Below are 24,182 nucleotides of genomic sequence, written 5' to 3'. Positions count from 1 at the left end.
ATAGAAAATTATAGTCCTTGCAAAGGGAATCTCAAGTTATTTTTGGACAACCGTTACATCTCCCGTCTCCGTGCGAACCTTGATTCGCATTGCTCCGCTGCTGTCCATATCAGGCACGGATACATTGCCGAGCGTAGAATGAGCGGTAACACGTCCGTCAAAGCCATTTGCTGCTTTCACCAAGATGTTGCCGAGCGTAACCTTCGCCTCAACGGAATGCGGCGCTTCCTGCTCTACCATTAGATCTCCTGTGATGACAGAAGCCTCCGCATCCTGCTTCGTATCTATAAGTCTCACATTGCCAAGAGAAGCTCTGACATCGAGCCTTGCATCCACTCCGATTGCTTTAATGTCTCCGGTATCCGAGCGAAGTTCAGCGAATTCTCCCTGCATTTCCTTGACCGTAAGCTGGCCTAGATTATTGATCGCCTGAAGCCGCTTGGTTTGAAGCCCTTCGATCAGCATATCTCCAGCTGCCACATGAGCATCCACCTGCTCCAGCTCAAACCCTTGCGGTGCATGGATAATGACATTGAACACATAATTCTGACCGCCTAAATCCAGTAACGGCGTATCCTTCCACTGTCTCTTAATTGAAAAGTCCAGACTGAGCGTGCCGTTATCATCAATCATTGCCTTGCTGATGGTATCAATAACGGATTGCGGTGCTTTGCCGTTCCATTCAATTCGGTTCTCGCTGTCAGCAATCCACTTAATATTGACTTTGCCTACGTCAGCCTTAACCTGAAGCTTTTTCAGCTCAGCCGATGAGGTTGCATGGTTATAATCCTTTCCTTCCGTTTCAGAGGTGGAGCTCCCTTGTCCTAAAGTGCTCCCCGCTGCAAAGCTAATACTCTTCTCATATTCCGGATGAGGCGGGTTGACCAGATTCTCGATGCCGAACATAAAGAGTCCAAGACCACCAAGCACGATCGCCACCAGGGCAACCATATTCAGAATCAGTCGATTCATGCGGCTCTCTCCTTTCGAATGTTGAATACCCAGCGCATGTAGCCGCCTGAGATTTTGCTGTAGCCTTTCATGAGCGGCCATACCAATTGCATCAAGAAGATGCCAAGACCGAACATAATAAGCACGGCGCTTAGATCAATGCCATGGAACATGCCCCCCATGTACAGCTTCACGATAAGAAGGGCAGGACTTAGGATCATGATAAGCGCAGCCGCTCCAAGGCTTATGAACACTCCCCAGAATGAAAGCAGCAGAGGAATAACGACAATGGAGACAAGCAGGACGCCGATCGCTCCACCCGCGGAGCGCTTCTTCTTCGGCGGCTCCTCGGCAAATGGCGGAGCTTGATTCTGATTGTGAGGCCCCTCGAAGCCATGCATAGGAGGAGCATCCATGCGTAGATCCCTTCCTTGCTCGGCATAAAACGACGGAGGCGTCATAGGCTCCTGCGCCGACAGCTCAGAAGCTTGCATGCCTGCACCCATAACATTCGGTTCCGCATCAAGGGCAGGAGGAGAGGATTCCTCCTTCTTGTCGGAACGATAATCCATTGGCGGCACCCTCATATATTCACTTATCGGTACCGGTGCCGACTTCCTAGGAGCCAGAGCTGATCGATCATCGCCAGCAGGAGATATTGGCTTCTCCATCATCGGAGGATACGGGTCAGCCTTAGGTTCTGTTTCCAATACCGGAATCTCTGACAGCGTCTCAGGCTTTCGCTCCCGCTGATCATTCAATATATCTGCAGCGAGCTCCTCGGGCACGCCAAGCTCCTTGGCAATCTCTTCTTCCGTACGGCCCTCCTGCTTGCTGAACTCAAAGTGAGCGTCATATTCCTCGACAATCTCCATACGCTCTTTCTCTGGCAGCGGCAGCAGTGCCGCCTCGAGCTTCAATAGAAATAACTCTTTATGCATCTCTCTCACCCCGTTCAGATTCTTCCATCAGTTCTTGTACCCCTGTAACAAATCTCTTCCACTCCGTGACAAGCTCATTCATATAAGCCTTGCCTTCTGGAGTGAGCTTGTAATATTTGCGAGGCGGGCCCTCTGTCGACTCCTGCAAATAAGTCGTGCAATGGCCGTCTGCCACCATTCGACGAAGTACAGGATATAATGCGCCCTCCGCCACTTCAATGTGCTTGGAAATCTGCTGAGCAAGCTCGAAGCCATATTGATCGCGTTCGTTGATCAGCACCATCACACATAGACCGAGCACGCCTTTTTTGAATTGAATGATTTCCTTCAAACTTCTCACCTCTCTTGGACGACATCCGCTGCCATATATGATGAAGTTGCAGTTGTGCGTGACATTCAGTATTGTACATTGATTAGTACCTGATTTTAGTATAGATTCATGCCTGATGCACCGCAATACCTTCGTCTCAAAACTAGTCTAAGGTCCAGCATTAGACCCGCCCTGCGAACTGTGAAAACTCTCACTTGTAAGCGCAATCATTATCTATCTACATTTGATATGTATATCATCTGAAATAGCTATCATCATTTACGCTTTTAGGACGCTACATCTGACGAAATGTAAAGTATAATAGAGACGTTTCCAGTATTTATGAAACCATTTAATAATAGACGACAGGTAATGTGGATGGGTCAATGAGAGGCAAGTTCGTGTTCCTAACAACAGGATTGAACCCATAAGGAGGTTATGATTCATGTCGGTTGGAATATCAAGCCGAGGTGCAGCTTGGGAGCAATATTATGGCCCGAACCTTGGATACATTCAAGAGCAGTATGAACAGTATTTAAAAAATCCAGATACCGTCGATGCGCAGTACAGAGAATGGTTCGAGCAGTATGGACCACCTCCAGTCGATGCTTCGCCTACTGCGCCTGCAAGCGCTGTCAATGCGCTGATTGCGCCTGACCGCCCTGCACTGGCCCCAAGCCAAGAGCAGCTGCAGCAGGCCGTGAGCGCAGCGAAGCTCGCCGATCATATTCGCCACTTCGGACATCTGGCTGCAGATATCGATCCGCTTGGGATCGACACGAAGCCGCTTGAGGCTGGCTTCGAGCCTGAAGCCTATGGCTTGACGAAGGAGATGCTTGCGGCGCTTCCAGCAAGCTTGGTATGGAACGAGCCTCCAGTGGGCGTGCATACCGCTTGGGATGCGATCGAGCAATTGAAGAAGTCGTATACGCGCTCGATTGCTTACGACTTTGGCCATGTGCACGACAAGAACGAGAGCAAGTGGTTGAGAAAGCAAGCAGAAAGAGAACCTGTTCGTCTCTCTGATGAAGAGAAGAAGAAGCTTCTCAAGCGCCTCATCCAAGTTGACCTGTTCGAGAAATTCCTTCATAAGACATTCGCCGGTCAGAAGCGCTTCTCCATTGAAGGCAACGATACGCTCGTTCCAATGCTTGATGAGCTGGTTGTCGCCTTTGCCAAAGACGGCGTCAAAAATATCATGATGGGCATGGCGCACCGCGGCCGCTTGAACGTGCTGGCGCATGTGCTTGGCAAGCCATATAGCGCCATATTCTCGGAATTCCATCATTCACCGAACAAGGATCTGGTGCCTTCCGAAGGTTCGACAGGCATTAACTTCGGCTGGACCGGTGACGTGAAATATCATATGGGTGCGGATCGCGAATTTGAACAAGGTCAGCTTCGCACGAAGATTACGCTGGCTAATAACCCGAGCCACTTGGAATATGTGAACGCCGTGGTTGAAGGCTTTGCTCGCGCTGCGCAGGACGATCGCACAGTCAAAGGATACCCTGCCCAAGATACGGGCCTCGCGGCAACCATCCTCATGCACGGGGATGCAGCCTTCCCTGGCGAAGGCATCGTTGCGGAGACGCTAAACTTTGCCAAGCTGGATGGCTATCAGAACGGCGGGTCGCTCCATATTATTGTCAACAACCGCATTGGATTCACAACAGACAGCTCGGATTCACGTTCAACACTATACGCTTCCGATGTAGCGAAGGGCTATGAGATCCCGATCGTACATGTCAATGCTGATGATCCTGAGGCTTGTATCGCTGCTGTGCGGATGGCATTTGAATATCGCGAGACGTTCAAGAAGGACTTCCTCATTGACCTGATCGGCTACCGCCGTCACGGCCACAATGAGATGGATGATCCGAGTGCTACGCAGCCGCTCGTCTACAAAAAAGTGAACAGCCACCCTGTGCCTTATCAGGTGTATGCGAATCGCCTGCAGCAGCAAGCGGTCATCACTGAGGCAGAGCTCAAGCAGATGAAGGACGAAGTCGAAGCAGAGATGCAACAAGCCTATGAGAAGATGCGCGAGCGCACAGAGTCTGACTTCCCGCTTCATACCAGCAGGCTCCCTCGTGCGAATGAGCCGGTCCCGGCGATTACTGGCGTAGCGGAAGAAGAGCTGCGCGAGCTCAATCAGGCATTGGTTGATTATCCTTCAAGCTTCACGCCTTACTCGAAGCTTGAGCGGATTATGAAACGTCGCGCGGATGCGATGAAGGATGAGAACAAGGTTGATTGGTCGCTCGCAGAAGCGCTTGCCTTTGCTACGATTCTTGCAGATGGCCAGCCGATTCGCATGAGCGGCCAGGATGTACAGCGCGGCACGTTCGCTCATCGCCATCTAATGATGCATGATCCGAACAATGGCAGCACGTACTGCCCGCTGCACCATATTCCGCAGGTGAAGGCGTCCTTCGATATTCACAACAGCCCGCTAACGGAAGCGGCTGTACTGGGCTTCGAATACGGGTACAACGTATTCTCCCCAGAGACCTTTGTGATCTGGGAAGCACAGTTTGGAGATTTCGCCAATGTTGCGCAAGTGATCTTCGACCAGTTTATTGCTTCTGGCCAAGCGAAGTGGCATCAGTACTCCAACTTGATGATGCTGCTGCCGCACGGCTACGAGGGTCAAGGTCCAGAGCACTCTAGTGCCCGTCTGGAACGCTACCTTCAATTGTGCGCGAATGGCAACTGGATGGTTGCCAACCTGACTAGTGCAGCGCAATACTTCCATCTGCTGCGTCGTCAGGCAGCCATTGGCGGAACCTTGGAGGCAAGACCGCTTGTCGTGATGTCGCCGAAGAGCCTGCTGCGCAATACACGCAGCGTCTCTAACGTAGCCGACTTAACGGAAGGCACATTCTCTCCTATCCTGGAGGAGCCGCTGCTTGGCAGCAAGCCTAGCAAGGTACAGCGCTTGATTCTTTGCTCAGGCAAGATCGCCCTTGATCTGGAAGCTGAGCTTGAGAATCATCAGGATCAGGATTGGAGCTGGCTTCATATCGTGCGCGTCGAGCAGCTGTATCCGTTCCCAGAGGAACAGATTGCTGAAGTGATGGGAAGAATGAAGTCCCTTAAGGAAGTCGCATGGGTGCAGGAAGAGCCGCAAAACATGGGTGCATGGTCCTTCATGGAGCCTCGCATTCGGGCGATACTGCCGAAGAATGCTTCCCTCAGCTATATCGGCAGAGGAGAGCGCTCCTCCCCATCGAGCGGCTACGCGGATGTACACAGTCATGAGCAGCGCCAGATTATTCAGAACTCACTCAAGCTTTCTTAATATAGAGATCGGTAAGCTAACAGCTTGCAGCTTCAAACATAAGGAGGTCACCAACCGTGGCAGAGATCAAAGTCCCTGACTTGGGAGATTCGATTACCGAAGGAACGTTACACAAATGGCATGTGAAGCAAGGCGATGCCGTGAAGCAAGGCGATGTACTGGCTGAATTGGAGACGGATAAGGTTAATCTTGAGATCGCAGCTGATGAGGATGGTGTGATCGAACAACTCGTCCGAGAAGAAGGAGAGAACGTTCTTGTTGGAGAAGTGATTGCTATTCTTGGTGCAGGCGGAAGTTCCGCTTCCGCTGCGCCAGCAGCAAGCAGCGAGTCTACTTCTGCTGAGCCGCAAGTAGCAGCAGCGGTCGAGGCGCCTGCCAAGCCTGCAGCAGCGCAAGCAGCGGCTCCCGTACCTGCGGCTGTTCCAGCACCTGATAAAGATACTTATGCTACACCAGGTGCGAGACGCTTGGCACGCGAGCAAGGCTTGGACCTCAAGAGTGTGCAGACGCGCGATCCGCTTGGACGCGTGACCCAAGACGATGTTGAAGCGCAAGCTCGTGTGCGGACAGCGGGTACGCCTTCCCAAGCTGCTGCACCAGCTCCTCAAGCTCCAAAGGCTTCTGCCTATACCGATCAATTTGCAGGCAAAGCCGTGGATATTCAGAAGATGTCCCGCCGCCGCCAGACGATCGCCAAGCGTCTAGTAGAAGCACAGCAGACAGCAGCAATGCTGACTACGTTCAATGAAGTAGATATGACGGCCATCATGGATGTTCGTAAGCGCCGCAAAGATCGCTTCAAAGAGAAATATGAAGTGAATCTTGGCTTCATGTCCTTCTTCACCAAAGCTGTTATCGGTGCTCTAAAGGCGTATCCACTGCTTAATGCAGAAATTGCCGGCGATGAGCTAATCGTGAAGAAGTTCTATGATATCGGCATCGCGGTATCTGCGAAGGAAGGACTCGTAGTTCCCGTTGTAAGAGATGCGGATCGCTTAGGCTTTGCTGAGATTGAGAAGGAGATCGTTGAGCTTGCAAACAAAGCACGCAACAACAGCTTGTCCATCTCTGATCTTCAAGGCGGCACATTCACGATTACGAATGGCGGCGTATTCGGCTCCCTCTTGTCAACGCCAATTCTCAATGCGCCGCAGGTTGGAATTCTTGGCATGCACAAGATCCAAATGCGTCCTGTAGGAGTCGATAACGAGCGAATCGAGCTTCGCCCGATGATGTATATCGCCCTCTCCTACGATCATCGTATCGTCGATGGAGCTGAGGCCGTGAGCTTCCTCGTGAAGGTGAAAGAACTGCTTGAGGATCCAGAATCATTGCTGCTGGAGAGCTAATCTTGGCTAGTCAACTACCCCTTAGCAGCATGATGCAACGACAAAGCAAGCTTCTTCGTAAGCAGCACTCGTCGGAATCGAATCGGGAAGAAAACAAAAATCCGGTATAGCCTGATATTAAATTCATCTGCCCCTGAGGAAGAGGACCCGCTGTATGGCGTTGTCTCTTCCTCAGGGGCATGTTTATTTTAAGAAGACCCATGCGCATTTTTTCATCAAACTACCGGGTGTTTCATAGCTTTATTGAGACAGCAATCCGCCTTGGGTGCCTCCTCATTTTGCTGCTAGGCTTGAAGTTATCATGCTCATATGTTTATGAGCAACTATGTTTATGAGCATTTATCCCTTTCATTTTATGTTTATGAAGATGGCTTCTTCGTAAGCAGCAGGCGATAACACATTAAACCCTGTCCGGTAATGGCGTCCTCTGGAATAGAGAAATCATGCGGCTCCTTCAACTCAAACCCGCTGTCCTGAATCGCCTGCACCATGAAGGCTGGATTAGCAAGCGGATAATCCAACGTCATGACAAGTGTAGCGCCGCCCTTTAATGTTCGGTGGAACTCCTGCATAACAGCAGGCTTGACGGCATCTGGCAGATGTTCAAACACCGAGATGCAAAAGATGGTATCAAAGCTCTCATTACCATAAGGCAGCATGCCAAGATCAGCCCGAAGCAGCTTCAGCCGGTGAAGATAGCCTTCTTGCTTAATCCACGCAGCCTCCTGCTCGCCAAAATCAACGACAATATCTTGTAAGATTGCGGCATGTGACAGAATCCTTGGATCAAGATCACACCCGTGGACCTCATCGCAATGCTCCGTCAGCCAGAATTTGAACGGATGGCTGATGCCGCAGGCTGCGTCGAGCACACAGCCCTGAGCATATTGGCTTGCCCATGCATATTCGTAAGGCCGACTCCACCAAAATGAAGGCAGGGGAATAACGACTTGCTTAAGCTTCGGATCACATTCTCTAAAAAAACTCGTTAAGGTCATCGGCTCCTCTCCTCACATCACCTGAGTACGATCACTGTTCTATCAGCTTATGCAGGGTGACAGCAGGATGTTTATCAGGCAATAGCTTGCATCTGGCATGGCGATATCTGGCGATATCTTCATCCAGTATCAACAGCTTTCACCCAGAAAGACGATGCTCATACTAAACACAATGTGTTTTCCTGTTATGATAACGGATGGGAACAATCACAAATGGCTGTAACTTCGGCACAAAAAAAGGAATCCCAGATGGGATTCCTTTCGTCAATCACGCTTTTGACGTGACTTATTTTTTCAAGTTGTAGAAGGATTTCAAGCCGTCATAGCGAGATACTTGACCAAGCTCGTCTTCGATACGAAGCAATTGGTTGTATTTCGCAACACGGTCCGTACGGGACGGAGCACCTGTTTTGATTTGGCCAGCGTTAGTTGCCACTGCGATGTCAGCAATTGTGCTGTCTTCGGACTCACCCGAACGGTGGGAGATAACCGCTGTGTAACCAGCGCGTTTCGCCATTTCGATTGCATCGAATGTTTCAGTAAGCGTACCGATTTGGTTAACTTTAACCAAAATGGAGTTACCGATTCCTTTTTCGATACCTGTTGCAAGACGCTCTGTGTTTGTAACGAAGAGGTCGTCACCAACCAATTGAACTTTGTCGCCCAATTTCTCAGTGAGCAATTTCCAGCCATCCCAGTCATCTTCGGACATACCGTCTTCGATTGTGATGATTGGATACTTCTCAACCCAAGAAGCAAGAAGGTCAACATACTCAGCGGAAGTGTAGGATTTGCCTTCACCCGCAAGTGTGTATTTACCATCTTTGTAGAACTCAGTGGACGCAACGTCCATACCCAAGAATACATCTACGCCTGGCTTATAGCCCGCTTTTTCGATTGCTTCGATGATGGTTGTGATTGCTTCTTCGTTGGAAGTCAAGTTAGGAGCAAAGCCACCCTCGTCACCTACAGCTGTGTTCAAGCCTTTGGATTGCAATACGGATTTCAAGTTGTGGAAGATCTCAGCGCCCATGCGAAGTGCTTCTTTGAAGTTTGGAGCACCTACAGGAAGTACCATGAACTCTTGCACGTCGATGTTGTTGTCCGCATGCTCACCACCGTTGATGATGTTCATCATTGGCACTGGCAATTGCTTAGCGTTGAATCCGCCAAGGTATGTGTACAAAGGAACTTGAAGAGCGTCAGCAGCTGCACGAGCTGTAGCCATGGATACAGCAAGAATAGCGTTAGCACCCAATTTGCCTTTGTTAGGCGTTCCGTCAAGCTCGATCATCGTTTTATCGATTGCTACTTGATCAAGAGCGTCCATACCGATGATTTCTGGAGCGATGATGTCGTTTACGTTTTTAACTGCGTTCTCTACGCCTTTACCTACATAACGACCTTTGTCGCCATCACGAAGCTCAACTGCTTCATGAGCACCAGTGGATGCACCGGAAGGTACGATTGCACGGCCAAAGCCGCCGGATTCCAATTTTACTTCAACTTCTACTGTTGGGTTACCGCGGGAGTCAAGGACTTCGCGAGCGTATACGTCCATAATCATTGTCATGATCGATTACATCTCCTATTCATCAAGTCATTTAATCTATGCACAGCTGTCATTGACAGCAGTGATTACTTCTTCATCAAGGATGTTCCTGTCATCTCAGCAGGCTGCTGAACTTGAAGCAGGTCAAGAATCGTTGGAGCAATATCAGCTAGAATGCCGCCATCACGCAATTCCGCATCCTTCGCCGTTACGATAATCGGCACGGGGTTAGTCGTATGCGCAGTATGCGGACGACCTTGTTCGTCGAATACCATATCAGCATTACCATGGTCAGCTGTGATCAAGCACACGCCGCCTTTTGCAAGGACAGCTTCTACCACTTTGCCCATGCACTCATCTGTTGCTTCTACCGCCTTGATTGTAGGCTCCAGCAAGCCGGAGTGCCCTACCATGTCAGGGTTCGCAAAGTTCAGGATGATCGCATCGAACTCGTCAGAGTTGATCTCATTGACAGCAGCTTCCGCTACCTCATAAGCGCTCATCTCTGGCTGCAGATCATACGTTGCCACCTTCGGCGAGTTGATCAACACACGTTTTTCTCCTGGCAGCTCAACATCGCGGCCGCCGCTGAAGAAGAAGGTAACGTGAGGATATTTCTCTGTCTCTGCAATACGAAGCTGCTTCTTGCCTTGTTGAGCAAGAACCTCGCCAAGCGTATTGTCGAGCTCTTTTGGAGAGTAAGCTACATATCCGCCAACAGTCTCAGCGAACAGTGTCAATGCCACGAAGTGCAAGTTCTTAGGGAACTTCGGACCACGGTCAAAGCCGCGGAAGTCTTCGTTCGTAAACACTTGTCCGAGCTGGATCGCACGGTCAGGACGGAAGTTCATGAACACGACAGCGTCGCCTTCTTGAACCAAGCCTACTGGCTCATTGTTGTTGTCTACGATGACTGTAGGCATTACAAATTCATCGTATACCGAAGCTGCATAGGATTCCTCAACCGCTTGGATCGGATCCTGCGCTGTAGGTCCATCGCCATATACCATCGCACGATAGGACTTCTCTACACGCTCCCAGCGCTTATCGCGGTCCATCGCATAGTAGCGGCCTTGAACGGTCGCAATCTTGCCTATGCCCACTTCAGCGATCTTGTCTTGCAGCTTCTTGATATAGCCGACTGCGCTGTCAGGCGCAACGTCGCGACCATCCAAGAAGGCATGGATATATACATCAGACAAGCCAGCTTGCTTACACAAGTCCAGCATCGCAAGCGCATGGTCAATATGGCTGTGCACGCCGCCATCGGACAGCAAGCCATAGATATGCAAGGCTCTATTGTTGTCTTTTGCATGCTTAACCGCTTCAAGCAGCGTTTCGTTCTGGAAGAAGTCTCCTTCACGAATGGACTTCGTGATGCGAGTCAAGTCTTGATATACGATGCGGCCTGCACCGATATTCAAGTGACCTACCTCAGAGTTGCCCATTTGACCTTCTGGCAAGCCTACCGCTTCACCACAAGCTGTCAAAGTCGTGTTTGGATACATGCTCATATAACGATCATAATTCGGCTTGTTAGCTTGCGCAACCGCATTACCTTCAACCGTGTTGCGAAGGCCGAAGCCGTCCATGATGATAAGGGCTACTGGTCTAGGTGCGGACATCTTACTTCGCCCCTTCCACCAAAGAGATGTAGGAAGCTGGCTGCAAGCTTGCTCCGCCTACCAATGCGCCGTCAATATCAGATTCAGACATGTATTCACGTACATTTTCAGGCTTCACGCTGCCGCCGTATTGAATACGAACCGCTTCTGCAACTTCGCTGCTGTACAAGCCAGCAATGACGCTGCGGATGTAGCTGATCGTTTCGTTGGCATCTGCTGCTGTAGAGGACTTGCCTGTTCCGATCGCCCAGATTGGCTCATAAGCAACAACCACTTGCTTCGCTTGATCTGCGGACAGACCTTCGAATGCAGCAACCGTTTGTACTTTGCATACGTCGTTTGTCTTGCCGGATTCGCGCTCTTCAAGAGACTCCCCAACGCACACGATAGGTGTAAGACCATGACGGAAAGCCGCTACGACTTTCTTGTTAACGATCTCGTCTGTCTCTGCAAAATAAGCACGACGCTCGGAGTGGCCAATGATGACATAGTCCACACCCAAGTCTTTCAGCATAACGCCGCTGATTTCGCCTGTGAAAGCACCGGAATCTTCAAAGTGAAGATTTTGTGCCCCGATTTTAATGGATGTACCTTTTACCGCTTCAACAAGAGCAGGAAGGTTTGTGAATGGCGCGCAGATTACGCTCTCGACGCCTTCCACTTCCGCTTTGCCTTTTGCCTGCTCTACGAATTCAAGCGCTTCAGGTACCGTTTTGAACATTTTCCAGTTACCTGCAATGATCGGTTTTCTCACCCTAATACACTCCTTGGAACAAGAGGCAGCTTAGGCTGCCCTCCTGCTTACTTATCGTTCAATGCTACAACGCCTGGAAGTACTTTACCTTCCATGAATTCAAGGGATGCGCCACCGCCAGTAGAGATGTGGTTCATCTTGTCTTTCATGTTGAACTTCTCTACTGCTGCTGCGGAGTCACCGCCACCGATGATGGTGTAGCCATCTGTGTCTGCACAAGCTTGTGCTACTGCACGAGTACCGTGAGAGAATGGCTCGATCTCGAATACGCCCATAGGTCCGTTCCATACAACAAGCTTCGAGTTCTTGATTACATCTGCATAGATCTCGCGAGTCTTCGGTCCAATATCAAGACCTTCCCAGTCAGCTGGGATGCTGTCGATGCTAACCACTTGTGTGTTCGCGGAAGCACTGAAATCATCGCCAACAACGATATCTACTGGCAAGTACAAGTTTTTACCGGCTGCTTTTGCTTTTTCGATGAAGCCAAGGGATTCTTGAAGCTTCGTCTCATCAAGCAAGGATTTGCCGATCTCGTGGCCTTGAGCCTTGAAGAACGTGTAAGCAAGTCCGCCGCCGATAATGATGTTGTCCGCGATCTCGATCATCTTATTGATGACATCGATCTTGTCCTTAACTTTGGAGCCACCGATGATCGCTGTGAATGGACGCTCTGGATTGGACAATGCTTTGCCAAGCACGCTCAATTCTTTTTCCATCAACAGACCTGCAACGGCTGGAAGATGATGCGCGATACCTTCTGTAGAAGCATGAGCACGGTGAGCCGCACCAAACGCATCGTTTACGAATACGTCTGCAAGCTCAGCGAATTGCTTCGCAAGTTCAGGATCGTTCTTTTCTTCCCCTTTGTGGAAACGAACGTTTTCCAATACAACAACGTCACCGTTTTCCATTGTCGCGATCTCTGCTTTGACATTTTCGCCGATGGACTCATCCAGCTTTTTAACCGGCTTGCCAAGCAATTCGCCAAGACGAGCCGCTGCTGGTGTAAGACGCATGGAATCAACCACTTCACCTTTTGGACGACCCATATGGCTAGCCAAGATCACTTTTGCACCTTGCTCAATCAAAAACTTAATCGTTGGAAGTGTTTCCTGAATACGAGTATCATCTGTAATCTTACCATTTTCCAATGGCACGTTAAAATCAACGCGCACAAACACGCGCTTTCCGTTCACATCAATATCACGTACGCTCTTTTTATTCATCTCCATGTCCTCCTATCGATCGTGCATCTATTTCGGTTCTTTATCGTGTTTATATCTAGGTTCTATATGGAAGGTTCTATCTATAAAGGTTCTATCTATATTTGAAATGGTTTTGATGAAATCAACGTTGGTCCGTTCTTTCATCTCTATCTATGGTTGGTTGGTAATACAAGATAAAAAAAGTCCGCAACTGAACCAAAGAGGAGCCCAAAAATGGTTACTCCTCTTTGATTGTTCGTGCTATGAGATTACAGGCCCTTCTTAGCGATGAATGCTGCCAAGTCAACTACACGGTTGGAGTAGCCCCACTCGTTGTCGTACCAGGATACAACTTTCACCAAGTTGCCGCCGATTACCATCGTTGTCAAAGCATCGATTGTAGAGGAAGCTGGGTCGCCGTTGTAGTCGCTGGATACCAATGGCTCTTCGGAGTAGTTCAAGATGCCTTTCAATGGACCGTCAGCTGCTGCTTTCAACGCTGCGTTTACTTCTTCAACAGTAACGTCCTTCTCAAGCTCAACAACCAAGTCCGTAACGGATACGTTAGGTGTAGGAACACGCATGGACATACCGTTCAATTTGCCTTTCAATTCAGGCAATACAAGGGATACCGCTTTAGCAGCACCAGTTGTTGTAGGGATGATGTTTTGAGCTGCTGCACGAGCACGACGCAAGTCTTTGTGCGGCAAGTCAAGCACGTTTTGGTCGTTCGTGTAGGAGTGAATCGTGTTCATCATACCTTTAACGATACCAAATTGCTCATGCAATACTTTTGCAAATGGAGCCAAGCAGTTTGTTGTGCAAGAAGCATTGGAGATGATTGTATGGTTAGCAGCGTCATACTTGTCTTCGTTAACGCCCATAACGATTGTAATATCTTCGTTAGTAGCAGGTGCGGAGATGATAACTTTCTTCGCGCCGCCTTTCAAGTGCATTTCAGCTTTGTCTTTCGCTGTGAAGATACCAGTGGACTCAACAACGATTTCTACGCCGTTAGCGCCCCAAGGAAGGTTCTCTGGGTTACGCTCTGCAAATACTTTAACTTCTTTGCCGTTTACAACAAGAGCGCCTTCTTTAGCTTCTACAGTAGCTTCGAAAGTGCCATGAGTTGTGTCATATTTCAACAGGTGAGCAAGCGTCTTAACGTCTGTAAGATCGTTAATTGCTACGATTTCAACCTCAGAGTTGTTCAAAGCTGCACGGAATACGTTACGTCCAATACGTCCAAAACCGTTAATACCAACTTTAACCATTGATGATTCCTCCCATTTCTTTATGGAAATTTTATATTGCTCAAGATGGCTTCTTAGGCACATCGAGACCACTAATTCGTACGATTTCATTGGCTGCCGCTTCATCCGTAACGAGAACATCTTCATGTCCGAACTTAAGCACCGCAGTGATGGCTTCGCCTTTGCTCTTGCCACCTGCCACAGCAATGACGACCTCTGCGCGGGAGATATCCTCCATCCGCAGTCCCAAGGTCAGCATCGTATGTACAACATGACCATTGCGGTCAAAGTAATAACTATAAGCTTCAGCCAGCGCTCCTGCTTCCTGCAGAGCCTGTACTGTCGCTTCATCCACATGGCGTCGTCTTGCCATTACGAGTGCGTCGCCTATGCCATGCACAACGATTCGTGCCTGACGAATGACGCTTAAGATGTCTTGAATATTCGGCTCCTGCTTCAAGGACTGATACGCCTCTTCACTGATGAGGTCAGGCACATGCAGCAGTCGATACTGAGCACCTACCCGCTTCGCCATCATGGAAGCGATCGTATTCGCCTGGTATTCAAGGCTTTCTCCTAGCCCTCCTCTTGCAGGGACAAACCAATTGCCCTTGCGCGCTGAGGAAGATCTAAGCTGATCTGCTACGGCTGCCAAGGTTGAACCACCGGTAACGGCAATGACATCGTCCTTGCCCATGGATCGGTTCAGCACCTCGCAAGCGGCCTTACCAAGCTCCTGCTTCACCGCAGGAGAGGCATCAGCATCCCCAGGAATGACGATAACCTGTCTGAGGCCAAAAGCCTCGCGTATCGTCTCTTCCAGCTCGCGCATGCCAAGCAGTTCGCGCATGAGCGGTTCCAGCTGAATCACCAACTTGCGCCCTTCCTCGCTGATTCGCATGCCAGCTGTCTCCGTTTCGATAAGACCCTGAGACTTCAGCAGATCCGTCTCGGCTCTTAGGACACGCTCTGACATATGAAGCGATGAAGCCAATGTTCTTCGACCGATGAGATCAGACGACATGATCTCGTGCAAGATCGTGTAGCGCTTCTTCAACAGTTCCATGAGGTCGGGCAGCAGACGCTTATTTATCTCTAGCCATTCACGCATTTCTCTCCACTCCTGCACTCCCCAGAAACTGTGAGAATCATACTGGGACGCAAAATGTCCATGTAACACTTTTTTCGTCCCACCTACATTCTAACCGACTTCCTAGGAACTTGCAAGCCTGCATATATCCCGAGTCTATGGTGAACAAATGCATCCATCTTTATTCATACCCTAAATGCAATTATTAAAAACGTCAGAGGGTTGGATAGGCCCATCACAGCAACAAAATGACGCACTTTTGAACAGAGATTGTTCTTGCATTTTGCTTGCATTCTCAGTGCGTTATCTTCATTAAAGGCGTTCGGTTTCTGGTTGCACTTTTAATCTGAATGCGGTACAATGTGTCTTGCACCATTTCAGTACATGATGCGCCCGTGGTCCAATGGATATGACGTAGGCCTCCGGAGCCTGAGATCAAGGTTCGATTCCTTGCGGGCGCGCCATAACTTCCTGATCGATGGATTTCCTCATTAGATGAGGACCAGGTATGCAACATTTAGGCTATGTATTTATTACATTGAAAGCATCTACTCTTCTCCTTTGCGCAAGGGAGATAGACTAGATGCTTTTTTCGTGTGTTCTCAAGTTTTTTCATGTGCAATCAAGACAGATATCAAAGTTCAACAGCTAGCAGCATCCTTTCCATCAAGCCAAAGCTGTTATGCTGCTCGTTGTTCTTTTTTCTCTAAGCTTAAACTGCCATGCTCCACTTGTTATCGGCATGCTGGTGCGCATCGTTGTACGATAGATCGCATCCCCCCACACCGCTGTTAGCTTAGGATCGGTTAGATTAATCGTCTCCACCACTAACGTCCACAACTCTGGATCAAATTCCAGCACCGCCTGTATGCCTTCATTGTCATCCACCATGACCTGCCATTGAGAATCTTCAACAACGGGCTCAATCGCACTCATCCAATGAAGCTCCACCTCATCTGTGCTTCCATCCAATAGTACATTATCCGAGATGACCACTTCCGACTTCAAATGCTGAGAACCCTTCGCAGCTCTAGACAATGCGATGCGGCGCTGCCATTGCTTTATTCCCGCTTCCTGCGGATAAGCCTTAGACAACTCCAGCGTCAGACAGCTTAAGCCTCCATTGGCTTCATACTGCACTTCGCTCGCTCGATAAGCCTTGCCGCCTTCCTGCGTCCTTCCATGTACAGTTGGTGTCTGATGGTAGGCAGATTGCATCGTCCAGATCGTATAACGCTCGCTGCTGAACGTCTTCGATGTATATACGCCTACGCCTACATCAATCAGCACCGGCTTCTGATGAAGATAAACGATGAAGCTTCCTATATCATTGTGGTTGTGGCTCTCATCATTGTGTCCGCCCTTGGCTGCAAGACATAAGCCGCGGCCATCCGAAGCTTCTCTTGCAACCATTACCTCGATGCTGCTCATCCATACATCTTGAGACAGCTCTAGAAGGGAACTAGGTCCCGTATGGTTCTGACGATGAACCGCGCTCTGCATGTCGGGGGTGTGCTTAGCAACAAGCCCAGCTGCAGTATCCGAGCTCTCCTCCCACAACTCTGAGGTATGGAACAACTCTCCTAAGATGAGCTGAAAATGGTATAGAAACTCCTCATCGCGCCAATGCTCATAACCGCCTTGTCTCGCATACATCACTCTGCCGAATTGAAGGAGCTCATCATCCTTAAGCGCTTTGCCGAAGGCATAGATTAAGCTTGCCTTCACCTTAAGCTTAGCAGCTGAGTCCGCAAAGTTAATAAACTGGCCTTCGCCGATATACATGTTCATGATATAACGAGCCATATTTCGAATTTTTTGATTATCGAAGCATTCACGGTAAGCCGGACATGCCTCAGACAGGGAGACCAGTGCATTGAACAAGGCACCCGTTGCATGCCCCCAGTACGCAGGCCCCTCATCGCATCCGCCATCTTCTTCATAAGCGCTGATGAAACGATCCAGGCTGCGAAGCAGCTTCTCCATTACTCTTTCCTTGCGTTCCTCATCCTGTTCTGCAATCAGCAGCACGGCCAGTGCATTCGAGTTGCACCAAGGATTCCAATTGTTAATCAGCTCATCAGGGTCAAATGACATCCACCAGAACCGGCTTTCCTGATCATACGGCTCAAGAATGCGAACCCGCAGCTCTCTGTTCAAGCGCAAGGTCACCCGAGGATACTCCTTCTCAAGCTCATCACGCAAAAGGTAGTATGTCCACACCAGCAGCGCCGCCGTCTCTCCAGCGCCAAGATCGATAATCGGCTGATCCACATCAGGCAGCGGATCAAGCTTAAGCGTATCCATATTGTTCAGATGTGCCGGCCAGCACCACGTCGATTCCTCGCATATCGCCCAAATTCCATTTACGATCTCGTCTAGAAAACGTCCTTCATATTCCATGCATTCTGCCATTACCAGCTTCACAAGACGCTGTCTGCGCATAAAGGTTGGGTCTTGGTAGGCATCACGCACTCCGTTTCGACTATAGTCCATATACAGGGCTGCCGTCAGCATAGGCCACGCTTTATGAAGCTCACCTTCCCCCTCTTGAATCCATAAGTCTCGCACCGTGTCAGGGAGCTGCTCCCATGACTTTCGTTGACAAGCTCTTGGATACGGCTCAAACCGCGCATCCACCCTCCATGCAGCCCGTCTGCTGCTCAATAACGAATCTGCCTTCTTCATGCTTTACTCTCCTCTCTTATCAAAAAGCTTTAAAACTTGAACTTTTTGTTGCAAGCCAAATTTCGTTGCAAGCGATTTCATAAGGACATATACTATTTCTATAGAAGGAACTGGAATCCAACAGGAGGGTCGCCCTTGATACAGCACATGTTTGCCAAACTCCCTCTGCTTCGACGCCCGATTTATCATAAGCAAAAGCTGATCATATACATGCTGCTTCTATCCACAATCCCTGTGCTGGTCTTCGGCTTGTTCATTACGAACATCCTGACCACCACCATTCAGGACCAAGCTTCGCTGTACAACAAGATGCTCGTACAGAACGCACAAGACCGCATGCATGATCAGTTGAAGAAGATCGATGAACTGCTGCTTCAATATACATATTCCAGTCAAAGCGACTACATGGGCATACTTACGCAATATGCGGGCAAGGAGCTGTCCGCCACCGATATCGACACCTTTCGCCAGATCAAAAACATACTGGTCAACATTAGAAGCGGAATGGAGCATGTGATTGAGGTTGATTTTTACTCCTTCCATTCCAAAAAAATCTTAACCTCAGACAACCAATTCCTGAGCGAGGAGCAGTTCCGAGATCCTGCTGCGCTCGACAAGGCTAGGCAGCTGTCTATTCAAGGCGTATGGATTGATACTAGAACGAGTCTGCCAGCCAACACCCGCATCAATCAAAATGTACTTACGCTTATTCGCCCTGTTGCTGCGGATTCCTCCGCCAAGAAGACCATTACAGGCGCGATCATCGCCTATTTGGACGCTGACACGCTAGGCAACAAGCTTGCTTCCAAGAGCAGCTACAAGACCCACGAGGTCTTCGTTGTCAATGAGAGCGGACAAGTGGTCTTCCATAATGACCGCAGCAGCATCGGAACACGCATCAACCAAGACAATCTCGATCAGATCACGCAGGCAGTAACGCTAGAGCCTGTTAAAATGTCGGTGAACGGCGTCCTTTCCATCGCCAACGTACTTCCTGCACGCAATCAAAACTGGTACTATGTCTCCTCGATATCTGAGGCAGAGCTGTACCAGAACGTGAATCATGTGAAGCTGCTCGTCATTAGCGCAGCAGGCGCACTCGTTGTTGTAGCTGCTCTGATCGCCCTTCATGCGGCAACGTCCTTGTATCGTCCTGTGCGCAATCTTACGCGTTCAATTGAAGCTATTCGCCAGACGGATATGGACGCTACCGATAACCCCAAGCCACATAACGAGATTGAACAAGTAAACCGTGCCATCCATGAGATGCTGAAGCATAACGAGCAGCTTGAGAAGAATCTAGAAGCATATAAGGATAAAATGGAGGCGCATACCCTCCATCAATACCTGCTTGGCAATCTGCAAGAGCCTGATGCGCGCACGGATCTTCGCTTCAAGCCGAACGAATGCTATATTGCGGTCATGCTGCTTGAGTTCGACCCTTGGAAGCTGTATGCCAAGTATCCGCAGAATGACCAGTTCCTGCTCTACTTCGCTATCGAGAATATGGCGTTAGAAGTAATGAATGCCTATGGCAGCATTCATGCGCTCATGCTCCAGCCTGGCCGCTTCGTCATTTTGATCGCGCGGGAGAAGGTGCTCGAAGCGGAGCTGCTCAGACAGGCAAGCAATAAGCTGCTGCAAGTCATTCAGCAATACTTGAAGCTCACGGCTACCCTGTCGGTATCTTATTCTTTGCAAGGACTGAGCGGCCTGCCGGAAGCCTATAAGCAAGCCGAGCAGGCTGCTCGCTACCGCTTCGTTCTCCAAGAGGAGCAGACGATCTTCATCAATGAGCTGGACCCGTCCATGAGCATGCAATTTGAAGATATCGCCGAATCGACATACAAGATTCTCGATAAGCTGAAGCTCTCGCATGTCGAAGAGGCGGAGGCTGAATTCGTCCAGCTCATGGAAGGACTTAAAGACGGTTCCATGTTCTCCGTTGAGTCGATTCACGGCTTCTTCTCGCAGCTGATCGGCTCAATCTATCGCTGCATGCAGGTGCATCACAGCGTGGCGCTGACCGCTGAACAGCATCGCGTTCTGCTCAGCAGCCTGTCCAAACAGCAAACCTTAGGCGAGGTCGAGCATTTCTTTATCGCCTCTGTGTTTGGCGGAATTCGTGAGTCGCTGGCCGAGAGATCCCTGCCGGCACAAGCGGAGCAGATCCGACAGCTGGTCGATTATATCCATGAGCATTACGATCAGGACATCTCGCTGCAGCACTGCGCTGACTGGCTTGGCATGAATACCTTCCAAGTCAGTCGACTGTTCAAGAAGCATACCGGGCAGAACTTCGTCGACTATGTCATCCACTTCCGCATAGAGCAGGCAAAGCGAATGCTGATCGATACCGATATGCGCATTCAAGATATAGCAGACAAGCTTCGATACAACTCGGTTCAGAACTTTATTCGAACCTTCAAGAAAACGGCAGGCATGACGCCAGGCCAATACCGCAAGCTGCATAACAAAGATGAGAACTAATGGATTCCATGACGAATAAGCAGTATGCGCTCACCAGCCGGGCATACTGCTTCTTTGTCTGATTAACCTTTTACGGCGCCTAATGTGAGCCCTTGTACAAAGTAGCGCTGCAAGAATGGGTACAGCACCACGATAGGGAAGGATGCCAGCACCACCGTTGCCATCTGAATGGATAAAGATGGCGGAATCGGCACCGTTGGATCCAGATTGGCATAAATATCAGCCTGTCCGACGAGCACCACCTGACGAAGCAGAATTTGCAGCGGCCATTTGTCAGGATCATTAAGATACAAGATCGCAGAGAAGTATTGGTTCCAGTTCCCTACCGCATAGAACAACGTGAATGTAGCAAGAATCGGCAGCGAGAGCGGCATAACGATTCGCCATAGAATACGAAGATCGCCGCAGCCATCGATGCGGGCTGATTCTATCAGCTCCTCTGGGAGCGATTCGAAGAAGTCGCGCATGACGAGCATGTTGAAGGCGGATACTGCACCTGGGAGGATCAAAGCCCAGAGCGAGTTGATCAGGCCTGTGCCTTTAACCACAAGATAAGTTGGAATCATCCCGCCGCCAAACAGCATCGTGAATAAAACCAAAAACATAATGACGCGCCGCGCGCTGAATTGCGGCCTTGAACACACATAAGCGAGCAGGGCCGTAACCACAACGTTAATAAATGTACCCACGACCGTAATCCACACTGTATTTTTCAAAGATAAGAAGAAAACGCCAGTATCAAAAATGTACTTGTAAGCTTCTGTCGTCCATTCGGAAGGCCATAAGATAAACTTCCCTGACAGCGTCTCCTCCACCGTCGCAAAGGACATCGCAAAGACGTGAATGATCGGCAATATGGTGACTAGCGCGAATATGATCAGCAAGGTGCCATTGATGACCGTAAACCAACGGTCGCCATGCGTAGCCGGTTTCAACATTACAATCGCTCCTTTCATGGTGCCTGTGTCTCGTTCCACAAAGTAAGCCCGAGAAGCACGGAGGCTTCCTCTAGAATACTCCGCGCTCACCCATGCGCTTCGCCAGCTTGTTGGCGCCAAATATGAGCACGAGCCCAATAAGCCCCTTCATCAAGCCAACGGCGGTTGAGAAGCTGAAGTTGCTGTTTACAACCCCCACCTGATACACGTAGGTCTCGATGACTTCCCCGACCTCACGCACAGAAGGATTCAGCATGAGAAATACCTGCTCGAAGCCGACATCAAGCACACTGCCTAAGCGAAGAATAAAGAGAACGACAATGGTACTGCGAATGCCCGGAAGCGTAATATGCCAGATCTGGCGCAAGCGAGAAGCGCCGTCCATCTTCGCGGCTTCAAAAAGTGCGGGATCAATGCTTGATAAGGCCGCAAGGTAGATAATGGTTCCCCAGCCCGCTTCCTTCCATATCACCTGGAGCACAAGCATAATGCGGAAATTCTCAGGGTTCGACAAGATGTTGATCTGACCAAGGCCCAAATCAGCCAGCACCGAATTCATCGCACCGTCACTGCGGAAGATCAAATAGAAGATTCCCGCAACAACAACCCAAGACAGAAAGTGCGGCATATAGAATACGGTTTGCAGAACGCGCCGATAGGCATTTTTCGACACTTCATAGATCATGATTGCGAGTACAATCGGAATTGTAAAGGCAAACACAATTTGATAGAAGCTAATAATCAACGTATTGACGAAGATTCGTCCAATATCGGGATTTTCGAAGATACGGTAAAAGTGCTTGAGGCCTGCCCATTTGCTGTCCCAAATGCCAAGCATCAAATTATAATCCTTAAAGGCAATAATAATGCCCAGCATCGGCAAATATTTGTAGATCAAAAAGAATAATATTCCCGGAAGGGCCATAAGCCACAGGTACTTTTCATTCCAGAATGTATGCCAAATCCGATTTAAGCCTTTTTGCGGCTTTTTCTGCTTTGTCGCCGGACTAGGCACAGAGGCTGCTGCTTCTACGGACATCTCATCCACCTCCATTAAGTACGCTCGCACACGGTGTATAGATATGTACCCCAGCCTTAACGAATTAAGGCCAGGGCCATGCATGAACAATCACCATTGCTTCAACTGCTATTCAGCTCGCTTCTTATAGGCTTCATTCATCTCTTGGATGATTTGCTCGCCGCCGCGATCTTTCCACTCCTGAATGATCTTGTCATAATCGTCTAGAGGACGTTGACCCGTTACGATCTTATTCGTTTCATCGAGCAGATATTGGCCAAGCTCCTTGCCTTTTTCAGCATTCGTTGGCGAGTACAATCCTACGGATAGATCCGCATACGGTTCGCCTTCCATTGCGACCTTGAACGATTGTTCCTTTAAGCTCTTCGTTAACTCAGTATCATCCGGGCTAAAGATCCATTCGCCTTCAGCTGCATGGTTGGTCAGCATATATTTGCCTGGGCCTTCAGCAGCCCCTTTGTCTGTAAGAACCTTCGTTCCGTTGTCGTTCGTGTGATGCTCGCCTTCAATCCCCCATTGCATGAAGGTCGCACCCTCTTCACTCATCATGTCATCAAGGATGCTGAGCAGCTTTCTCACCTTGTCTTCTTCCTTGCCGAGTGTAACTGGCATCACGAAGAAGCCGTAGTAGCCAGCAGCGGTACCATTTCCCTTGTACCCGTCAGCAGCTGTTAATGGAGGCACTGGAGCCACCTTGAAGTTTGGATTTACAGATAATCCCTTATCCATGCGAGCCGTTGTGTAGGCAGTATAAGCCCAGTTGCCGATAATACCTGCCTTGCCTGTCAAGAAGTCCTCCTCCGCTTGCGCTCCCTTCTTGATCGTATAGTCGGAGCTCACCAGCCCATCCTGATAAGCCTTGGCCATGAATTCGACAGAAGCCTTGGCATTTGGCATGAGATAGCCGTGCTGAATGCCGCCATTGCCATCATCATACCAGCCGGTACGAAGCGCGCGGTTCGAGCCGAACAAGCCGTTCGCGCCACTAAAGTCTCCATCTAATGCATATCCGTACGTATCCTTTTTGCCATTGCCGTCCGGATCGTTGTTCGAGAACGCTTTCATAACTTCATACAGCTCATCGTATGTTGTAGGCATGCTAAGTCCAAGCTTATCGAGCCAGTCCTGGCGAATCGCCATCGCATGGAACGGAATGCCTCTTAAGCGCGGAATGCCGTAAATATGTCCGTCTGTTGTGAGCGTATCCCATACGCTTTGTGGAATTTTGCTAAGATTCGGGTAATCCTTGATATAGTCTTCTAATGGCAGGAACATGCCATTCTGCACCCAGTTGAAGTAGCTAGGAGACGTATCCTCGAGCAGCATAAGATCTGGCATGTCGCCTGAAGCCACGGTTACGCCAACTTTATTGTTGAAATCCCCAGCCGCAACCGGAATATATTTATATTCAATGTTATAACGCTCTTCTATTGCCTTGATGCCGGAGCTGTTGGTGGTTGGCGGTGCCGCACCATACAGGATGTTCATTGCACTTACGGAGTATTTCTTTTCTGAAGGTGTCGAGGTGTCTTTGCTATTGCCGCCTTGTGATTCAGTGCTGCCAGATCCTGAGCCGCACGCGGACAACAAACCTATTGCCATCGTACAAGCGAGCAGCAGGGCCATCATTTTTTTCATAATTACAACCTCCCCATGATCTCATTTCTCTACAGAATGTAATGAATGAATCAA

At 49.5% G+C, this 24,182-nt stretch carries 17 protein-coding genes and 1 tRNA gene; 4 read left to right on the top strand and 14 right to left on the bottom strand.

The features are described from left to right. Nucleotides 1–36 precede the first annotated feature (36 nt). The 3 genes from B9Y93_RS14370 to B9Y93_RS14360 are packed head-to-tail and all read right to left on the bottom strand — an operon-like array spanning nt 37 to nt 2,223. Nucleotides 37–972 (bottom strand): DUF4097 family beta strand repeat-containing protein, encoded by a 936-nt coding sequence (locus B9Y93_RS14370; protein WP_170936670.1) that lies wholly within the window; start codon nt 970–972, stop codon nt 37–39. Next, entirely contained in the window at nt 969–1,892 is a 924-nt protein-coding gene (locus tag B9Y93_RS14365) for a DUF1700 domain-containing protein (RefSeq protein WP_085495268.1), read from the bottom strand. Before B9Y93_RS14365 ends, B9Y93_RS14370 begins: the two co-directional genes overlap by 4 nt. Continuing rightward, a complete protein-coding gene (locus tag B9Y93_RS14360; RefSeq protein WP_085495265.1) occupies nt 1,885–2,223 on the bottom strand; it encodes a PadR family transcriptional regulator in 339 nt (112 codons plus the stop codon). The genes B9Y93_RS14365 and B9Y93_RS14360 overlap by 8 nt, the downstream gene beginning before the upstream one ends. Nucleotides 2,224–2,647: 424 nt before the next feature. Between B9Y93_RS14360 and B9Y93_RS14355 the strand changes: the two genes are divergently transcribed. Further along, entirely contained in the window at nt 2,648–5,506 is a 2,859-nt protein-coding gene (locus tag B9Y93_RS14355) for a 2-oxoglutarate dehydrogenase E1 component (protein ID WP_085495263.1), read from the top strand. Nucleotides 5,507–5,562: 56 nt separating this feature from the next. After that, complete coding sequence (odhB, locus tag B9Y93_RS14350; protein ID WP_085495261.1) at nt 5,563–6,855, top strand: 2-oxoglutarate dehydrogenase complex dihydrolipoyllysine-residue succinyltransferase; 1,293 nt, start codon at nt 5,563–5,565, stop codon at nt 6,853–6,855. A gap of 359 nt (nt 6,856–7,214) precedes the next feature. Here the strand turns inward: odhB and B9Y93_RS14345 are convergent, their stop codons facing one another. The 7 genes from B9Y93_RS14345 to B9Y93_RS14315 form a co-directional block, all read right to left on the bottom strand. After that, nucleotides 7,215–7,853 (bottom strand): class I SAM-dependent methyltransferase, encoded by a 639-nt coding sequence (locus B9Y93_RS14345; RefSeq protein WP_085495259.1) that lies wholly within the window; start codon nt 7,851–7,853, stop codon nt 7,215–7,217. A 286-nt stretch (nt 7,854–8,139) separates the two neighbouring features. Continuing rightward, the gene (gene eno / locus B9Y93_RS14340) at nt 8,140–9,426 is read right to left on the bottom strand and encodes a phosphopyruvate hydratase (protein WP_085495257.1); all 1,287 of its coding nucleotides are present in this window, start codon (nt 9,424–9,426) and stop codon (nt 8,140–8,142) included. A 65-nt stretch (nt 9,427–9,491) separates the two neighbouring features. Beyond that, entirely contained in the window at nt 9,492–11,030 is a 1,539-nt protein-coding gene (gpmI, locus tag B9Y93_RS14335; RefSeq protein WP_085495255.1) for a 2,3-bisphosphoglycerate-independent phosphoglycerate mutase, read from the bottom strand. A gap of 1 nt (nt 11,031) precedes the next feature. Beyond that, on the bottom strand, nt 11,032–11,784 hold the full coding sequence (gene tpiA / locus B9Y93_RS14330; RefSeq protein ID WP_085495253.1) for a triose-phosphate isomerase: 753 nt from the start codon (nt 11,782–11,784) through the stop codon (nt 11,032–11,034). Between the two features lie 47 nt (nt 11,785–11,831). Next, nucleotides 11,832–13,013: a phosphoglycerate kinase gene (locus B9Y93_RS14325; RefSeq protein ID WP_085495251.1), complete on the bottom strand. Its 1,182-nt coding sequence runs from the start codon at nt 13,011–13,013 to the stop codon at nt 11,832–11,834. Nucleotides 13,014–13,261: 248 nt separating this feature from the next. Further along, on the bottom strand, nt 13,262–14,266 hold the full coding sequence (gene gap / locus B9Y93_RS14320) for a type I glyceraldehyde-3-phosphate dehydrogenase (RefSeq protein ID WP_085495249.1): 1,005 nt from the start codon (nt 14,264–14,266) through the stop codon (nt 13,262–13,264). Nucleotides 14,267–14,306: 40 nt separating this feature from the next. Beyond that, complete coding sequence (locus tag B9Y93_RS14315; RefSeq protein WP_085495247.1) at nt 14,307–15,356, bottom strand: sugar-binding transcriptional regulator; 1,050 nt, start codon at nt 15,354–15,356, stop codon at nt 14,307–14,309. A 368-nt stretch (nt 15,357–15,724) separates the two neighbouring features. On the opposite strand from B9Y93_RS14315, the gene B9Y93_RS14310 reads away from it, so the two are divergent. Beyond that, nucleotides 15,725–15,799: transfer RNA gene (locus B9Y93_RS14310), tRNA-Arg, on the top strand. A 202-nt stretch (nt 15,800–16,001) separates the two neighbouring features. Here the strand turns inward: B9Y93_RS14310 and B9Y93_RS14305 are convergent. Then, the gene (locus B9Y93_RS14305) at nt 16,002–18,023 is read right to left on the bottom strand and encodes a heparinase II/III domain-containing protein (RefSeq protein WP_085495245.1); all 2,022 of its coding nucleotides are present in this window, start codon (nt 18,021–18,023) and stop codon (nt 16,002–16,004) included. A gap of 135 nt (nt 18,024–18,158) precedes the next feature. Here B9Y93_RS14305 and B9Y93_RS14300 point away from each other — a divergent pair, with 135 nt between their 5' ends. After that, a complete protein-coding gene (locus B9Y93_RS14300) occupies nt 18,159–20,513 on the top strand; it encodes a helix-turn-helix domain-containing protein (RefSeq protein ID WP_085495244.1) in 2,355 nt (784 codons plus the stop codon). Between the two features lie 62 nt (nt 20,514–20,575). Here B9Y93_RS14300 and B9Y93_RS14295 read toward each other — a convergent pair whose 3' ends face one another. From B9Y93_RS14295 to B9Y93_RS14285, 3 genes are all read right to left on the bottom strand, one after another. Next, the gene (locus B9Y93_RS14295) at nt 20,576–21,451 is read right to left on the bottom strand and encodes a carbohydrate ABC transporter permease (RefSeq protein WP_085495242.1); all 876 of its coding nucleotides are present in this window, start codon (nt 21,449–21,451) and stop codon (nt 20,576–20,578) included. 70 nt (nt 21,452–21,521) lie between these two features. Beyond that, complete coding sequence (locus B9Y93_RS14290) at nt 21,522–22,490, bottom strand: ABC transporter permease (protein ID WP_085495241.1); 969 nt, start codon at nt 22,488–22,490, stop codon at nt 21,522–21,524. A 108-nt stretch (nt 22,491–22,598) separates the two neighbouring features. Continuing rightward, a complete protein-coding gene (locus tag B9Y93_RS14285; protein WP_085495240.1) occupies nt 22,599–24,128 on the bottom strand; it encodes an extracellular solute-binding protein in 1,530 nt (509 codons plus the stop codon). Nucleotides 24,129–24,182 lie beyond the last annotated feature (54 nt).

Origin of the sequence: Paenibacillus aquistagni (assembly GCF_900177815.1) — a bacterium.
Taxonomy (GTDB): Bacteria; Bacillota; Bacilli; order Paenibacillales; family Paenibacillaceae; genus Paenibacillus_B; species Paenibacillus_B aquistagni.
This window is presented reverse-complemented; position numbering and strand designations above follow the sequence as displayed.

Bases quoted from the DNA above. Each gene is read 5' to 3' on its own strand.
- B9Y93_RS14370 (WP_170936670.1), bottom strand. From the start codon at position 972: ATGAATCGACTGATTCTGAATATGGTTGCCCTGGTGGCGATCGTGCTT.
- B9Y93_RS14365 (WP_085495268.1), bottom strand. From the start codon at position 1,892: ATGCATAAAGAGTTATTTCTATTGAAGCTCGAGGCGGCACTGCTGCCG.
- B9Y93_RS14355 (WP_085495263.1), top strand. From the start codon at position 2,648: ATGTCGGTTGGAATATCAAGCCGAGGTGCAGCTTGGGAGCAATATTAT.
- B9Y93_RS14345 (WP_085495259.1), bottom strand. From the start codon at position 7,853: ATGACCTTAACGAGTTTTTTTAGAGAATGTGATCCGAAGCTTAAGCAA.
- eno (WP_085495257.1), bottom strand. From the start codon at position 9,426: ATGACAATGATTATGGACGTATACGCTCGCGAAGTCCTTGACTCCCGC.
- gpmI (WP_085495255.1), bottom strand. From the start codon at position 11,030: ATGTCCGCACCTAGACCAGTAGCCCTTATCATCATGGACGGCTTCGGC.
- B9Y93_RS14325 (WP_085495251.1), bottom strand. From the start codon at position 13,013: ATGAATAAAAAGAGCGTACGTGATATTGATGTGAACGGAAAGCGCGTG.
- gap (WP_085495249.1), bottom strand. From the start codon at position 14,266: ATGGTTAAAGTTGGTATTAACGGTTTTGGACGTATTGGACGTAACGTA.
- B9Y93_RS14315 (WP_085495247.1), bottom strand. From the start codon at position 15,356: ATGCGTGAATGGCTAGAGATAAATAAGCGTCTGCTGCCCGACCTCATG.
- B9Y93_RS14305 (WP_085495245.1), bottom strand. From the start codon at position 18,023: ATGAAGAAGGCAGATTCGTTATTGAGCAGCAGACGGGCTGCATGGAGG.
- B9Y93_RS14295 (WP_085495242.1), bottom strand. From the start codon at position 21,451: ATGTTGAAACCGGCTACGCATGGCGACCGTTGGTTTACGGTCATCAAT.
- B9Y93_RS14290 (WP_085495241.1), bottom strand. From the start codon at position 22,490: ATGTCCGTAGAAGCAGCAGCCTCTGTGCCTAGTCCGGCGACAAAGCAG.
- B9Y93_RS14285 (WP_085495240.1), bottom strand. From the start codon at position 24,128: ATGAAAAAAATGATGGCCCTGCTGCTCGCTTGTACGATGGCAATAGGT.